The sequence below is a fragment of the Luteimonas sp. A537 genome (assembly GCF_054052065.1).
Genome location: NZ_JBSVRH010000004.1, coordinates 343,842 through 358,581, shown reverse-complemented (window position 1 = coordinate 358,581; position 14,740 = coordinate 343,842). Strand labels below are relative to the sequence as shown.

At 63.9% G+C, this 14,740-nt stretch carries 13 protein-coding genes, 1 tRNA gene and 1 pseudogene; 7 read left to right on the top strand and 8 right to left on the bottom strand.

Annotation, left to right across the window (positions count from 1 at the left end; translation table 11 throughout):
• Nucleotides 1–296 precede the first annotated feature (296 nt).
• Entirely contained in the window at nt 297–422 is a 126-nt protein-coding gene (locus tag ACW7GZ_RS12445; RefSeq protein WP_457009470.1) for a hypothetical protein, read from the bottom strand.
• Nucleotides 423–559: 137 nt separating this feature from the next.
• Between ACW7GZ_RS12445 and ACW7GZ_RS12440 the strand changes: the two genes are divergently transcribed.
• The 4 genes from ACW7GZ_RS12440 (at nt 560) to ACW7GZ_RS12425 (ending at nt 5,016) form a co-directional block, all read left to right on the top strand.
• Nucleotides 560–1,297, top strand: coding sequence for a hypothetical protein (locus ACW7GZ_RS12440; RefSeq protein ID WP_457009468.1), 738 nt, complete (start codon nt 560–562; stop codon nt 1,295–1,297).
• 241 nt (nt 1,298–1,538) lie between these two features.
• On the top strand, nt 1,539–2,777 hold the full coding sequence (locus ACW7GZ_RS12435; RefSeq protein ID WP_457009466.1) for a dsDNA nuclease domain-containing protein: 1,239 nt from the start codon (nt 1,539–1,541) through the stop codon (nt 2,775–2,777).
• Nucleotides 2,774–3,253: a hypothetical protein gene (locus ACW7GZ_RS12430; protein ID WP_457009464.1), complete on the top strand. Its 480-nt coding sequence runs from the start codon at nt 2,774–2,776 to the stop codon at nt 3,251–3,253. The genes ACW7GZ_RS12435 and ACW7GZ_RS12430 overlap by 4 nt, the downstream gene beginning before the upstream one ends.
• Nucleotides 3,250–5,016: a hypothetical protein gene (locus ACW7GZ_RS12425; protein WP_457009462.1), complete on the top strand. Its 1,767-nt coding sequence runs from the start codon at nt 3,250–3,252 to the stop codon at nt 5,014–5,016. The genes ACW7GZ_RS12430 and ACW7GZ_RS12425 overlap by 4 nt, the downstream gene beginning before the upstream one ends.
• Nucleotides 5,017–5,423: 407 nt before the next feature.
• Here the strand turns inward: ACW7GZ_RS12425 and ACW7GZ_RS12420 are convergent, their stop codons facing one another.
• Nucleotides 5,424–5,738 carry a hypothetical protein gene (locus tag ACW7GZ_RS12420; RefSeq protein WP_457009460.1) on the bottom strand — a complete coding sequence of 105 codons (315 nt, stop codon included), beginning with the start codon at nt 5,736–5,738 and terminating at the stop codon, nt 5,424–5,426.
• 186 nt (nt 5,739–5,924) lie between these two features.
• Between ACW7GZ_RS12420 and ACW7GZ_RS12415 the strand changes: the two are divergent.
• Nucleotides 5,925–6,847: pseudogene (locus tag ACW7GZ_RS12415) on the top strand (IS481 family transposase).
• Nucleotides 6,848–7,075: 228 nt separating this feature from the next.
• Here the strand turns inward: ACW7GZ_RS12415 and ACW7GZ_RS12410 are convergent.
• The 3 genes from ACW7GZ_RS12410 to serS form a co-directional block, all read right to left on the bottom strand.
• Nucleotides 7,076–7,163 (bottom strand) — tRNA-Ser (locus ACW7GZ_RS12410).
• Nucleotides 7,164–7,282: 119 nt separating this feature from the next.
• Nucleotides 7,283–8,254: a LysR substrate-binding domain-containing protein gene (locus tag ACW7GZ_RS12405; RefSeq protein WP_457002521.1), complete on the bottom strand. Its 972-nt coding sequence runs from the start codon at nt 8,252–8,254 to the stop codon at nt 7,283–7,285.
• Between the two features lie 158 nt (nt 8,255–8,412).
• A complete protein-coding gene (gene serS, locus ACW7GZ_RS12400; RefSeq protein WP_457002519.1) occupies nt 8,413–9,753 on the bottom strand; it encodes a serine--tRNA ligase in 1,341 nt (446 codons plus the stop codon).
• A 105-nt stretch (nt 9,754–9,858) separates the two neighbouring features.
• On the opposite strand from serS, the gene ACW7GZ_RS12395 reads away from it, so the two are divergent.
• Both ACW7GZ_RS12395 and ACW7GZ_RS12390 read left to right on the top strand, forming a co-directional pair.
• Nucleotides 9,859–10,482, top strand: a complete 624-nt coding sequence (locus ACW7GZ_RS12395; RefSeq protein WP_457002517.1) for an energy transducer TonB — start codon at nt 9,859–9,861, stop codon at nt 10,480–10,482.
• A gap of 91 nt (nt 10,483–10,573) precedes the next feature.
• Entirely contained in the window at nt 10,574–11,167 is a 594-nt protein-coding gene (locus ACW7GZ_RS12390; protein ID WP_457009458.1) for an energy transducer TonB, read from the top strand.
• 6 nt (nt 11,168–11,173) lie between these two features.
• On the opposite strand, the gene aroA is transcribed toward ACW7GZ_RS12390, so the two are convergent.
• Genes aroA through serC form a run of 3 tightly spaced genes read right to left on the bottom strand, consistent with a single transcriptional unit; the run spans nt 11,174 to nt 14,725 of the window.
• Complete coding sequence (gene aroA / locus ACW7GZ_RS12385; protein WP_457009456.1) at nt 11,174–12,487, bottom strand: 3-phosphoshikimate 1-carboxyvinyltransferase; 1,314 nt, start codon at nt 12,485–12,487, stop codon at nt 11,174–11,176.
• 17 nt (nt 12,488–12,504) lie between these two features.
• Complete coding sequence (gene pheA / locus ACW7GZ_RS12380; RefSeq protein ID WP_457002511.1) at nt 12,505–13,626, bottom strand: prephenate dehydratase; 1,122 nt, start codon at nt 13,624–13,626, stop codon at nt 12,505–12,507.
• The gene (gene serC, locus ACW7GZ_RS12375) at nt 13,619–14,725 is read right to left on the bottom strand and encodes a 3-phosphoserine/phosphohydroxythreonine transaminase (protein ID WP_457002510.1); all 1,107 of its coding nucleotides are present in this window, start codon (nt 14,723–14,725) and stop codon (nt 13,619–13,621) included. Before serC ends, pheA begins: the two co-directional genes overlap by 8 nt.
• Nucleotides 14,726–14,740 lie beyond the last annotated feature (15 nt).

Below are 14,740 nucleotides of genomic sequence, written 5' to 3'. Positions count from 1 at the left end.
CGGCATAGGCAGAATCGCCAAGCGACTCTAGTAGTGGCACGGCCGATAGATTCGCATTCGCACGGGCTCGGACCAGGCAGTGTCCGCTTTGGGTCGAAAGCAGTCACTCGAACTCGAGAGAGAGCGGTGGGCAGGATGCGAATCCCGCCAGGCTTAACGCGCCGCTCTTACGCCGGCGATGTGGACGCAGCACGTCAGCCGACCCCGGAACGGTCCGGAGCGGTCCGGTCCGGTCCGTGGATCTTGCACTCTGACCCCAGTTTTCCGAACAAGGGCTTCATCGGGATCGCTCGGGATCAGGGCGTGGAGAGGTAGCGTTCGGATTCGAACGCCCTGATGAAGCCTTCGGCCTCCTTGCGCGACATCGGATACTCGCCTGTCACCGCCTCCTCCAGCTGGCGTGCCAAATCCGGCGTCTTCAAGCCTCATCGCTAGGGTCACTTCGAGTCTTCCAGTAAGGTTCTGGGCTTCAACGATGAGACTTTCCGGATCGATTACGGAAAGGTCGACCAGGTCGGGCTGCGTGGACGGGACGTGGAGGTGACGGCCGGCCTCGTTGATGGCTACGAAGAAGATTGACTTGGGAATCCGGGCCGGCGCGAGATCGCGCCGGCCCGACTCTTGTGCAGCTGCTAGTATCAAGAGCCGGCAACTGGAAGATTGGCTACGACGCGGGGAACGGATGAGCTACTTCGGTGACACTGAGTACGCGATGCGCCATCTGATTGAACTTGCCTCGAAAGAGGAAGAGCTCTTGAGTGAGGCCCTTGCGCAACTCGATCCCGCTGAGGCCGAGTTGAAAGTTCACCAGTGGGACTTTCAATCAAGTGATCTAAACGAGGACTTCTCGGAAGCATACGTGATGGCTGCGTTCTCACGGGCTGGCCGCGCGGGCGTCGAAGTCGACGGCTTTCGACAGCAGGTGGCGTTACTGCAGGCGGCAGTGGGCGCTCATCAGATTGCAGTCCAAGCCATCTGCGGCGCCATCCTTCAGATCGCTAAGCAAGGCATCTCGGTAGTCCATGGACGACTGGACGCCAGTCCGGATGGAAGAATGCTTGGGACATCGACACTCAAGGCCGTGATCTGGCAGGGTCGAAACCAAGCAATTCACTACGAAGATGAGAATTTCAGTAACCCCGTGGTGACACTTTTTGCTGAACTCGAAGCAGCCTATGGCCCGGAGTTCTCCTTAGCCGCGCACCGAAATCGAAGTCTGGCTAAGCAGGTAATCGACCTGCTAGATTGGCGCACGTATGCGGCGTACCAGTCCGACGCAGCAAGTTTAGGCTTGTGATACAGATATATCGCTCGACGTGGCCCAGTACTTCTGCCAGCGTGAGCTTGCAAACTCAACACGCTAGTTTTCGGTAGAAGCGACTCTGGGCAGCGCCTAGGATGGAGTTAGCCCGGCTGTCTTCGCACGTGTAGCAGCTTCGGCGCCAAACGCACTTGGTAACTCCCAAAAATTGACGGCTCGCTGCCAGCCGCTGTATACCCACTGAGGGGCCGACAATGTCGGGGCAGGGCTAGGGGACATGGCGAATATTTCAAATGCAGCGTCCAGTCGGCCGGAGCTTCATGAAGTTGCGCCCCGCGAGGTAAAAGGGCGCGACGTCATCGCGCGCTTTGAGGGTCAATTCAGATCTGCCGCCCTCGCTTGCCTAAAAATTCTCGAGGGAAAAGGGACTGACCGGGTCTTTTGCGACTACCACGATGATTTCGTCGAGCGAGAGTTGGTCAACGGCGAGAAGACATACCACTTCGTCCAGGTCAAGACGAAGAAGAAGAAGAGCTACCAGTGGTCGAGAAACGAGTTGCTCGGCATCCCCAAGAACCTGCCTAAAGTCGCGGCCAACGTCCACGGGCCCGGCGGTGTGGCGGCGCCCTCGCAGGACGAAAGCAAGAAGCTCTCCGGCAGCTTCATCGGCAAGCTGCTGATTCACACCGCCCACTTCAAGGATGCCTGCGCTTCGGTCACGTTCCAGACGAACGTTCACTTCGACGGTGACGTCGAGAAGATCGAACTTGCTCTGATGTCCGCCCAATTCGACGAGCGCACACTTCGTTACCTGGCCGACAATTATTCAGTGATCTGTGGGCCGACCGATGCGACTCTCATGCCGGAAATCGAGAATCGTTTAGCGAAGCTACGATTTTCCGGAGGGAACGCTTTCCTGCACCCTCACGACCATGACTTCGAAAATAAGGCCAAGGCAGCCCTCTATCAGTTTTGCGAGATCGATGTGTCGCACGCAGAAGGGCTTGAATTGGCGGTAAAACTCCTCGGGCTGGTGCAGAAGCGGTCCAGTGCTGAGACCCTCCACACGATGTCGGTGGCCGAGCTGGAGCTGACCGTCAGCGTTGGGCTCGACGAGCTGCTAGATTTGCTTCCAATCTCGCCTGGCGCCTACCGTACATTTTTAGCGAATGGCGACTCTAGCGCGCTAAAGAACGCCTCAATCCTCCAGCGCAAGCTCGGACCCCTCGATGCCTCGGGAGTTTTAGTCGAGACCGCATCCAAGTGGAAGGTCGACTGGGAGACTTGGTCCCGAACCGCGCGTCATACGTATGAGGTCGAGTGGGTGCTCCTGCAAGCAAAGCTCAACAAGATCTATGGGCATTGGGCCGGTGGCGAGCTAGCGTTCTTCGATATTCACAAGGAAGTCTCCAAGCTGCTGGCCAGCTTGGATCACACGCCGCTGAAGGGACTCTTGACGGTGAATCTACTACTTGGCGCTGTCATGTCGGAACTGGTCCGGAGTGAAGCGCGATGAATGCTTTCGAATTCTTCGAAAAGGTTCGCGCAGAGGGGCTCGAGGTCGAGTTCGACCATCGCACACCGGCGCCGCCGGCGCGACTGGGCAATGAGGCGTTGTTCCAGTTGCCGCTCATCGCGATTACGGTCCTGATGATCTCGAAGGGTCAGGCCAAGCCCGGCGTTAATGAGCTAGGACAACTGGTCGGAGACTGTTTCGAGCGCACATTTTCTGGCTTTCTGGGTTCCGCGCAGCATCTCGGCTGGTCGGCGTCGCTAAGAGTTCGCACCGTGCAAGCGCTTGCGTTTCTTGAGCAAGCGGCGCTCGTCGAGGTGCAAAGTCCGGAAGCCAAAGTCGTCGCAACGCCATTGGGCCGAAAGGTTCTCGACCGAGCGCTCGAAGCAGGTGGCGATCTGGCACACAACCTAGTTCTGGTCGAGCGCAGCTATCGCAATGTGCGTGTTGCTCGCCAACTTAGTTTGGACCCGGCATGAAACTTCTCAGCTTGCAGATTCTCCCAGATGGCCCTAGAGGCTGGTACTCCGACCGCCTAGTCTTCGGCCGACGAGCTACGCAGCTTTTCGCGAAGAATGGAAGCGGCAAGACCCCATTGTTGCGGTCGATTATTTTCGCGTTAGGTGGGAAGGTCGATTTTCGTCAGGATGTTAATGACAACTGCGATCGCGTGCTGCTTGAGGTGGAGTTGGGCGGGCGGAAGATTACATTGGAGCGGTCCTACAAGCGGTTCAACGATATCGCAGCGACACTCGATGACGGCTCTCGAGTCGAGTTCAGAGGCGAGCGCGACTACAGTCACTTTCTTTTCTCGCGCTGGGGCTTGCAGGACCCTGTCCTGACGACGATCCAGAGCCAGAAGGGTCAGCTCTACACCTCGCAGTTGCTGCCTTTGTTCTACCTTGATCAGAAGAACGGGTACACGACAGAGTACTCGGCGCCTCAGAAATTCATCAAGGATCAATACGCGGAGGCCATGCGACTGATTTTCGGTTTGGCATCGAAGAATCTCTACGACAAGAGACGCGCCAAGATCGAGCTCAAGGATCGCGAAGACTATCTCGATAGGTCAATTGCGCGGAGCGAAAAGCTGATCGAGGAGTTGGCACGTTCCTCAAGCGGTCCACGCCGGAGCTTGGCCGACTTGAACAACGACCTGCAAGCATCTATGGATGCCCTAGACGAACTCCGTTTCAGTGGAGCGACTGCTGAGAGGATTAATCTAGATATCGACTCACGCCTCGCCCAATTGCAGCACGAGGAACGTGAGTTGCTGCGCGAAAGAATCTCGCTTCACGGGCGCGTGCGCAGTTTCACTCAAATTCGCCAAGAGATTGAGATTGAAACAAACACGTTGTCTCTCAACGAAGAGGCCCGTCGGGTGTTCTCATCATTTGACGCAATTTGCTCGAACGAAGGCTGCGGCATGTTCGTCCGAAGCTCGGAGAACTATGGGAAGAGCTTGTTGTATCTTAAAGATCAGGTTAAGGATCTCAATCGCGTCAGCAAGTCGCTTGAGGACACCATCGCCGGAATTTCGGGGCGGCTCAACATCCTCGGGTCGGACATAGAAAGTCTCAAAGCTCGGCGACTACCGGATCTACGTACACCGGCGGCGTCTTCGATCGTAGATGCCGCTGAGCAGCTTACCGAGACTGTTATTAGTCTGAAGAAGGCCATTCAAATCGAGAGCGAGCTGCTTCAACAAGAGAGCAGCTATGTGAACTTTCTGGCTGAGCGTGTGCAAGTTCAAGCGAACCTTGCCGGCCTCGTAGGACACCAGTCGGGATCGAGTATTGAGCTACTCAGCCTCAGGAATGCGCTTCGCGATCGCATCGTGCACTGGTTAGACGTGCTGCGCACAAAGAACGTGAAGCGCGACGTCGAGGTCGGACCCGACTTCGAGGTCATCTTTGGGGTGGAGAAGTCCTCAACGATCGACTCTGGCAGCACGCAAACGCGGATCATTCTCGCAATGCGAACGGCTGCCTTCGAGCTCGCAATTCAGCGTAATCACGCCCTTCCAAGATTCTTTATCCTGGACACACCGCGCCAACAGGACATTGCTCGTGACGATCTCGCTGCATACATGCTGGCTATTTACGAGATGGCCGCCACGCTCGGGGTGCAGGTCATCTATTCCACAACCAACCAGCGATACGAGCTGGAAGCCGGCGATGTTGAGTGGGAGCCGAAGTACCCTGGGGAAGAGCAGCCGATGTATTTGGCCACTGCAACATAGGCAGCATTGATTCGCCGCCATTCTCCTCGGCCGCTAACGTCCGGAGATGGATATACTCGGCCAATTTCTCCGCGGAGACCAGCCAAGGCGAATTTTATGAGCCTAGGCGAAAGGCCGGTACGGGCAGCTGCTGCAGTGATGCCGCGCGCTTCGCCTCTGCGCCAGCCGCAGTGTTCAATGAACTTTGTCCGGCGCGTTGGATAGTTGAGCGATGCCCCGTCAAAGCGCGAAGCCGCACACCTGCGTCTGCCGCGTCCGCTTTGGGTCGGAAGCGGACCCTCTCTACCCCCCGGTAAATATACGTACAGGCACCTGCCTGTGCGCCCCAATCGGCAGCATTTTCCATACGGCGCCGTTGCTTTAGTCAGACCTTCTCTAAATCCCTACCAACCCACACAGTTGGCCTTCTAAAGGGACGCGGGAGGCCGCCAACCATGACGTTCCGCCAGAATCTGCCATTCCGGCTTCTTCAATCCGATGCACTGACGACAATAGTTAGAAAGGGCGATGGTCTGAGGGATTGGATAGAACATCAGCGATGTTGGCGTCGACTTCGACACACTGTGCTGATGCTGGTACTGAAACGCGACAATCGCTTCCGAAATTAGGCCGTAGAGCTGGCCGTCATGGGTGCCCGCCATGACCCTCCCAAGTGATGTCATGTGAGACGCCAAGGGCTTGACCTCGGTAATGCTCCTGATTGTCTTTTCGTAGTCGTTCATGGGCCCATATCTCGTCGGATGTGGAGATGTTAGTCGAACAGTGCAGGCGACTGTCGCCAACATGACGCCACGACTCATGCCGGCAAGCCCGAGCTAGATGTGAGGTTTCAAGAGGTTGCTCCCCTCTGACTGGGGTAGGAAGCTGATGTCGCCAGACGTCATTTCCATCCCAGCGAGGGGAACAGCATGCACAAGAATGCCCGGCTGACCCCGAAGGGTCGAGAGGTTCTGATCCAGCGACTGGAGGCCGGCCAACGGGTCTGCGAGGTCGCACAGGCGATGGGGATCTCGGAGACCACGGCCCGTAAATGGTGGCGGCGTCACCAAGCGGGCGTAGGCCTGCACGACCGAAGCAGCCACCCGGAGCTGTCGCCACGACGAACGTCGGCGGGGGTGCGCGCTCACCCGCCAGCGACGGACTGGCCGCTGGATCGCCCAGCAGACGGGCCTCTCGCCGGCCACGGTGTCGCGGCTCTTGCGGCAAGCTGGCATCAGCCGCTGGTGTGAACTGGAACCGCAGCCACCCGCTCAGCGCTACGAATACGGCACACCGGGCGACCTGATCCACTTGGACATCAAGAAGCTGGGGCGGATTGGCTCACCGGGCCATCGCGTAACCGGCAATCGGGCGCATCGGCACCGGGGCATCAGCTGGGACTTCGTGCACGTGGCCATCGATGACCACTCGCGCGTGGCTACGGCCACCATCGCGGCCGACGAGTGCGGCGAGACGGCGGTGGCGATCCTGCACCAGGTCGTGGCGGGCTATCGGGCCCGCGGTGTGACCGCTCGGCGCGTGATGACCGACAACGGATCGCCCTATGTTTCCCGTGCCTTCGCCGACGCCTGCCGCTCGCTGGAGCTCGAGCACATCCGCACCCGGCCTTATTACCCCACGCACCAACGGTAAGGCTGAGCGCTTCATCCAGACCGCCTTGCGCCAGTGGGCCTATGCAACCTGCTTCGAGACCTCCGCACAGCGCGAGGCGGCGCTAGATGACTGGCTGCATCACTACAACTGGCATCGGCCGCACACCGCCGCAGGCGGCTTGGCACCGGCCTCCCGACTGCGGCTCAGCCAAAACAACCTATTGAAGCTCCACAGCTAGACCGCACAGCCGGCCCCAAAGATGACAGCAGGGGCTCTCTCCGTCATCAACGAGCCTGGGGCTGGCGGACAAGCTCCCCAAGGGGTCACAAAGCTTCTCAAATCCTCACAAATCCGCCCAAAACGACAGAAGAACGGGGATCTAGAGATCAACCTGCGCCTCGTTTGGTAGAATGCTTGGTAGAAAGATGATCAAATTACTTGTAAGTAATTGATTTTATTGATGCGGTGGCGGAAGAGGTGGGATTCGAACCCACGAATGGTTTCCCATTGCCGGTTTTCAAGACCGGTGCCTTCAACCGCTCGGCCACTCTTCCGTAACGCGCTGGCGGCATTTTCCTACAGCATCAAGCCGCTGTATCCGATGCCTGGTGATGACGCGCAGAGATTGTCGCACGACATGACGCAGGCGCCCGTCCCTCAACTGTCCGTCCGATCAGGCCGCGGCAGCCGATGCGCCCGAGCCGGCGTGTCGTCCGCTACAGCTCTCGCAGTCCAGGCGCGACGCCTCGATCAGCGGTGGCAACTTTTCGGCCAGGAAATCGATGAACACTCGCACCGCCGGCAGCAGGCCGCGGCGTGATGCGAACACCAGGTGCGCGATGCCCTGCGGCAGGCGCCACTCGGGCAGCACCACTTCCAGCTCGCCGTTGCGGACCGCCTCGGCACACAGGGTTTCCGGAAGCATGGTGATGCCCAGGCCCTGGCGGGCCAGCGACATCAGCATCGGGAAATCGCCACCCGCGATTCGCGGCTTGAGGTCGATGCGCCGCACTTCGCCATCGACGCCCTGGAGCTCCCAGCGCTGGCGGACCTCGTCCTCGCTCATGGTCATGGTGGTGTGGTCGTTGAGCTCTTCCGGCGAGGCCGGTCGGCCGGCACGATCCAGGTAGGTCGGGCTTGCGACCAGCAACTCCTGGATCTGGCCGAAGCTGCGCATCACCAGGCTGCCGTCGTCGTCAAGCTTGTTGCGCACGCGGATGGCGACGTCGAAGCCCTCGTTGATGACGTCGACGCGACGATTGTTGACGTGCATCTGCACGCGCACCTGCGGGTAGCGCGCGAGGAACTCGGGCAGCAGCTTCGGCAGCTGCTGCTGCGCCAGGCTCACGGGCACGCTGGCGCGGACGATGCCGCGCGGCTCGGCGCTCAGGCGGTCGACGACCTCGCGCGCAGCGGTGGCTTCGGCCAGCATCGACTGGGTGTGGCGATAGACGCTCTGGCCGACGTCGGTCACCGCGAAGCGGCGCGTGGAGCGCTGCAGCAGGCGGACGCCGAGTTCGGTTTCAAGCTGGCTGATGCGCCGCGACAGCCGCGACTTGGGAATCCCCAGCGCGCGCTCCGCCGCAGCAAACCCGCCGTGGTCGACGACCATGGCGAAATAATAAAGATCGTTCAGATCCTGCATGACCGCACCTCACCGGGACAATTGCCGATATTTCAGCATAGTCGTCCCATACATGCAACGAATGCCGATGGACCAGCCATCGAACCGAAACACGGAACGATCCGGGATGCAGTCGCCAGCGCCGCGGCGTGGAGGCGCGGCTCCAGCCGCGCCGGAGCTCAGTAAATCGCGTCCACGCCGCCCATGTAGGGGCGCAGCACCTCGGGCACCGTGATCGACCCGTCGGCCTGCTGGCCGTTCTCCATTACCGCCACCAGCGCGCGCCCAACGGCCACGCCGGAACCGTTGAGCGTATGCACCGGCTCCGGCTTGCCGCCGGCATCGCTGCGCCAGCGTGCCAGCATGCGGCGGGCCTGGAAGTCGCCACAATTGGAGCACGAAGAAATCTCACGCCAGGTGTCCTGCGACGGCAGCCAGACCTCGAGGTCATAGGTCTTGCGCGCGGCAAAGCCCATGTCACCCGAACACAGCAGCATGCGGCGATAAGGCAGGCCGAGGCGCTCGAGCACCACTTCCGCGCAGCGCGTCATGCGTTCGTGTTCAGCATCGCTGTCGTCGGGGCGGGTGACCGAAACCAGCTCGACCTTCTCGAACTGGTGCTGGCGGATCATGCCGCGGGTATCGCGACCGTAGGCACCGGCCTCTGCGCGGAAGCACATCGAGTGCGCGGCCATGCGCAGTGGCAGCGCCGCGGCGTCCACGATCGTGTCGGCGACCAGGTTGGTCAGCGGCACCTCGGCGGTGGGGATCAGATAGCGTTTCGAAGCCGCCTCGCCCTCGCCAACGATGGTCGCGAACAGATCGTCTTCGAACTTCGGCAACTGTCCGGTACCGCGCATGGCCTCGGCGTTGACCAGTACCGGGACACTGGTTTCGCCATAGCCGTGTTCGTCGACGTGCAGGTCGATCATGAATTGGGCCAGCGCGCGGTGCAGGCGCGCGAGCTGGCCGCGCAGCACGGTGAAGCGCGCACCGGACAGGCGGGCGGCCGCGTCGGCGTCGAGCCAGCCGTGGCGGGCCCCAAGATCGACGTGGTCGCGGACTTCGAAATCGAACACGCGCGGCGTGCCCCAGCGGTGCTGTTCGACGTTGCCGGATTCGTCGCTACCGGCGGGCACGCTCGCGTCGGGGAGGTTGGGGATACCCATGGCAATGGCATCCAGCTCGACGCGGATGCGTTCCAGCTCGACCTCCGAAGCCTTCAGTTCATCGCCGAAGCCGGACACCTCGGCCTTGATCCCTTCCGCTTTCGCGATGCTGGCCTCGGCCTGTTCGAGCTCACCGGCAGCCTTGAGGCGCGCAACCGACCCCATCAGCATGCCGATCTCCTTGCTGCGCGTATTGCGCAGGTTCTGGAGCTCCTGCGTGCGCATCTGCAGCGTCTTACGCCCTGATTCGAGGGCTTCGAGGGCGCCGGCGTCGAGCTCGAAGCCGCGGGCCTCGCGCAGGCGCAGGGCGAGCGCGGCAGGGTCCTGGCGCAGAAGATTGGAATCAAGCATCGCGTCGCTTCATGAAGTGGCGGACCGGGGATTATCGCGCGTCGCGAGGGCATCTGCTCCGCGGGGCCGTGGCAGAATCGGGCATCCGCGATCACAGGGCCACACATGCCAGCCACCCCGTCACGCAGTCCCCTGCCCCTTCCCTCCGGCCGCGGCTGGTGGCTCGTGGGTGCCGGCATCGCCGCTGGCCTCGCCATGTTCCTCGTGCTCTGGTTCGTGCAACGCGGCGACAGCGACCCGTATCGCGCCGACGTGCAGCCCCCTGGGGCATCCGCGCAGGTGTTCCAGCCCCTTCCCACCCCGCCCCAGTCGGGCACTTCGATGGGTGCGGACATCCCGGAAATGCCCTCATCCGGCGCCCGGCTGGAAGAGCCTGCAGCGCCCGGGACCCCGCCCATGGCCGCAGGTCCCGCCCCGGGCCCCGCCGCACCGGATGTGCAACCGGTCGAGTTGTCGGCCAGCTCACCGGTGCCGATCAGTTCACCCGGACCGACCTATCCCGCGCGTGCCCTGCGCCGCGGCGAATCCGGCGAGGTGCTGCTGCGCATCCATGTGGATGCCCGCGGCGTCCCCGCCCAGGTCGAAGTCGCATCGAGCAGCGGCTCCCGGGACCTCGACCGCGCGGCCCAGCGTGTGGCCCGGCGCTGGCGCTTCCGCCCGGCGATGCGCGACGGCAGCCCCACCGCGGGCACCGTGACCGTCCCGATCAGCTTCGACAGCGGGCGCTGACCGCGCGGCGACGTGCACACACGGCCGCGACCTGGCTTGTGGAACGCTTCCTCCAGCTGCTGCACCTGCGCAGGCAGACGAGGAGCCGTCCATGGCTGATCCGAACCGGAATCCGAACACACCCCCGCCCCCACCCCCACCGACGCCCCAACCGCCGCCCGCCGTCGAGCCGGAGCGCAGGACCGCCGCACCGCTGCTCTGGATCGTGCTGCTCCTGGCCCTGCTCGCGTTCGGGTGGTTCATCTACAGCCAGCGCGCCGGCGTCACCACTGCGCCCGAAACGCTGCCTCCACCGGCTGTGGAGATCGGTGATGGCCAGGACGCCGCGGCCGAGCGCGAACGCGCGGCGGACGATGCCCGTCGCCAGGCGCGGGAGCAGCCCCGACCCGCCGCACCCGCAGCCACTCCTGACCGGGTCGCGGAACCGCTGACCCGCGTCCAGCCCGTGTACCCGCCCGCGGCCTACCGCGACCGCGCGCAGGGCACGGTCTTGGTGAGCGCCGTGGTCGGTGCCGACGGCCGGCCGGGGGACGTGACGATCGTGAGCCGCAGCGGATCACGTGATCTCGACCTGGCCGCGATCGAAGCGGTGAGGGAGTGGACGTTCCAGCCGGCGATCAGCGGTGGGGAACCCGTTTCGAGCACCGTCGAAGTCCCGGTGACCTTCCGCCGCGACGACGAGTAGGCGCCATCAGCCCTGGTGCAGGCCGAAACCCGCGGCCTGCACCATCGCCTCGAAACCGGGAAAGGATGTCGCGACGTTGGCGACGTCACCGATCACGACGTCGCCCGCGGCCATCTGAGCCGCCACGGCGAACGACATCGCGATGCGATGGTCACCGACGCTGTCCACGCGACCGCCGACAAGCGACCCGCCTTGGATCTCCATGCCGTCGGGCAGCTCGCGCACGCGGATGCCCAGCGCCTGCAGGCCGATGGCCATGGCATGGATGCGGTCTGATTCCTTGACCCTGAGCTCGGCGGCACCGCGTATGCGCGTGGTGCCGCGCGCGCAGGCCGCAGCCACCGCGAACACCGGGAACTCGTCGATCATGTCCGCGACCAGTGCCTCGGGCAGGTCGATGCCCTGCAGCGTCGCATGGCGCACCGCGATGTCCGCGACCGGACCGCAGGCACCGGCGCGCCGATCAGTCTCGCGGATGTCGGCGCCCATCATGCGCAGCGCATCGAGCAGGCCGGTGCGCCTGGGATCCACCCCCACCGAGCGCAGCAGCAGCGACGAACCCGGCACCAGGGTTGCGGCGACGATGAAGAACGCCGCGGACGAGAAGTCGCCGGGCACGTCGATCGCGCGCGCACTCAGGCGATGCCCACCGCTCAGCCGCACCGCGCCGGCCGATGCCTGCACCGGCCATCCGAACGCGGCCAGCATGCGCTCCGTGTAGTCGCGCGTTGGCCGCGGCTCGCGGACGGTGGTCTCGCCATCGGCATAGAGGCCGGCAAGCAGCACCGCGGACTTCACCTGGGCGCTGGCCACCGGCGGCTCGTATGCGATCGCGTGCAGCGGCATGCCGCCGGAGATGCGCAGCGGCGGCCGCTCGCCGTCGACGGAGACGATCACCGCACCCATCGCCTGCAGCGGCGCCACCACCCGCTGCATGGGGCGGAGTGACAGTGAGGCGTCACCCGAAAGCACCGTGTCGAAGCGCTGGCCCGCCAGCAATCCGGCCAGCAGGCGCATCGCGGTGCCGGAGTTGCCGCAGTCCAGCGCGCCGGCGGGCGCCTGCAGGCCGTCGATGCCGACCCCGTGCACCACGCGGCACGCCGGCGACGGCGTCTCGATGCGCACGCCCATCGCGCTGAAGATCGCAGCGGTGGCGCGCGTGTCCTCGCCCTCCAGGAAACCGTCGATGCGTGAGCTGCCATCGGCCAGCGCGCCGAACATCACCGCGCGATGCGAAATCGACTTGTCGCCCGGCATGGCGAATTCGCCCGACAGCGCCCTGCCGCGCGAGGCCACCCAGCCCGGCTGGTTCCCGGGCATCGCCACTCCGCCACCGCTCATGGCACTGCGACCGGGTACGAGCCCAGCACCCGCACGTCGCCGGCGAATGCGTCGATCTCGGCCAGCGCATCCCTCAGCGGCGACTCCTCGACGTGTCCACCGACGTCGATGAAGAACGCGTACTCCCAAAGCGCGCCGTGGGAGGGTCGCGACTCGATGCGGTTCATGCTGACGCCGTGCCGCGCCAGCGGCTCGAGGATCTTGTACAGGGCGCCCGGCTGGTCGCGGATCGACACCATCAGCGACGTGCGGTCGTGTCCCGACGACGGGAACGCGGCGCGCCCGACCACGAGGAAACGCGTGGTGTTGTCGCTGCGGTCCTCGATCGGACCGGCGACCGTCTTGAGTCCGTAGACCTTGCCTGCGCTTTCGCCGGCAATCGCCGCCGCGTCGTCGGCGTTGCGCGCGCGCCGCGCACCCTCGGCGTTGCTGGACACCGGGAATTTTTCCGCCAGAGGCAGGTGCTGCCGCAGCCAGTTCTTGCTTTGCGCCAGCGACAGTCCGTGGGAATAGATCCGTTCGACATCCTCGATCCGCCCCGTGCGCGACATCAGGTACTGGTGGATGCGCAGTTCGACCTCGCCGCAGATCATCAGCGGCGAGGTCAGGAACATGTCGAGCGTCGACTGGATCGTGCCCTGCCCCGAGTTCTCCACCGGTACCACGCCAAAGTCGGCGGCGCCTGAAGCAACCTCGTCGAACACCTCTTCGACGCTGGCCAGCGGCAGGCCCAGCGCCGAGTGCCCGAAGTGCTTCTGCACCGCCTGCTGCGAGAACGTGCCCTCGGGGCCGAGATAGCCGATCTTCAGCGGCTCCTGCTGCGCAAGGCATGCGGACATGATTTCGCGGAACAGGCGCAGCAACACGTCGTCGGCCAGCGGGCCGTCGTTGCGGTCGACGACGCGCCGCAGCACCTGCGCCTCGCGTTCGGGCCGGTAATAGTCGATGGCGGCGGCCAGCCTGCCCTTGGCGCGGCCGACCTGGCGCGCGAACAGCGCGCGTTCCGCGATCAGCGCCTGGATCTCACGGTCGATGCCGTCGATCTGGGCACGCACCGCGGCGAGGTCGGGCTTCGCCGCTGCCCCGCCGGCAGCGCCTTCGTCGTCGTTCCTAGCCATGTCGACGCTGGAAATCCATCATGTGATCGACCAGCGCGTGCACGCCCGCCAGTGGCATCGGGTTGTAGATGGATGCGCGCATGCCGCCGACCACGCGATGCCCTTTCAGGCCGATCAGGCCGGCCTCGCGCGCTTCGACAAGGAAGGCCTCGTCGAGCGCGGGGTCAGGCAGGAAGAACGGCACGTTCATGCGCGAGCGCACGGCCGGCTCGACTTCGTTGCGGTACCAGCCGCCGGAGCCATCGATGGCCGCGTACAGCAGCTTCGCCTTCTCCTCGCTGCGGCGTGCGAACTCCTCCACCCCGCCCTGTTCGAGCATCCAGCGGAAAGTCAGGCCGGCGACGTACCAGTTCCAGGTCGGCGGCGTGTTGAGCATGGAATCCGCGGCCAACTGCAACCGGTAGTTGAAGATGTCGGCGCGCGGCTGGCCGGCACGTTCCAGCAGTTCACGGCGCACGATCACCACGCCGATGCCGACCGGGCCGAGGTTCTTCTGCGCGCCGGCATAGATCGCCCCGAAGCGCGACACGTCGATCGGCTCGGACGCAATGCTGGAGCTGAAGTCCGCGAACAGCGGCACGTTGCCGGTATCCGGATAGGCGTGGCCTCCCGGCACCGGCGGCCGGAATTCGACGCCGTGGATGGTCTCGTTGGCGGTGACGTGCACATAGGCCGCGTCTTCCGACAGGCGCCAGTCCCCGGCCGGCGGGATGCTGCGGTAGCCGTCGGCCTCGCTGCTCGCGGCCACGTTCAGATCGACATAGGGCGCGGCCTGGCGGGTGGCGATCGCGCCCCAGTGGCCGGTGAGCACATAGTCGGCGCGCTGCCCGGGGGCGGCGAAGTTCAGCGGCAGCAGCGCCTGCTGCGCCGTGGCGCCGCCCGGGAGGAACAGCACCGCGTAGTCGTCCGGAATGCCGATCAGCTCGCGCAGGTCGGCCTCGGCGCGGGCCGCGATCTCGATGAATTCAGGCCCGCGATGGCTGATTTCGACGATCGAGGCGCCGGCGTCGCCGTATTCGAGCATCGTGTCCCGAGCCTGGAGCAGCACCGGCTCCGGCAGCATGGCGGGACCGGGACTGAAGTTGTAGGCGCGCGACATGGCTGGACCTCACGG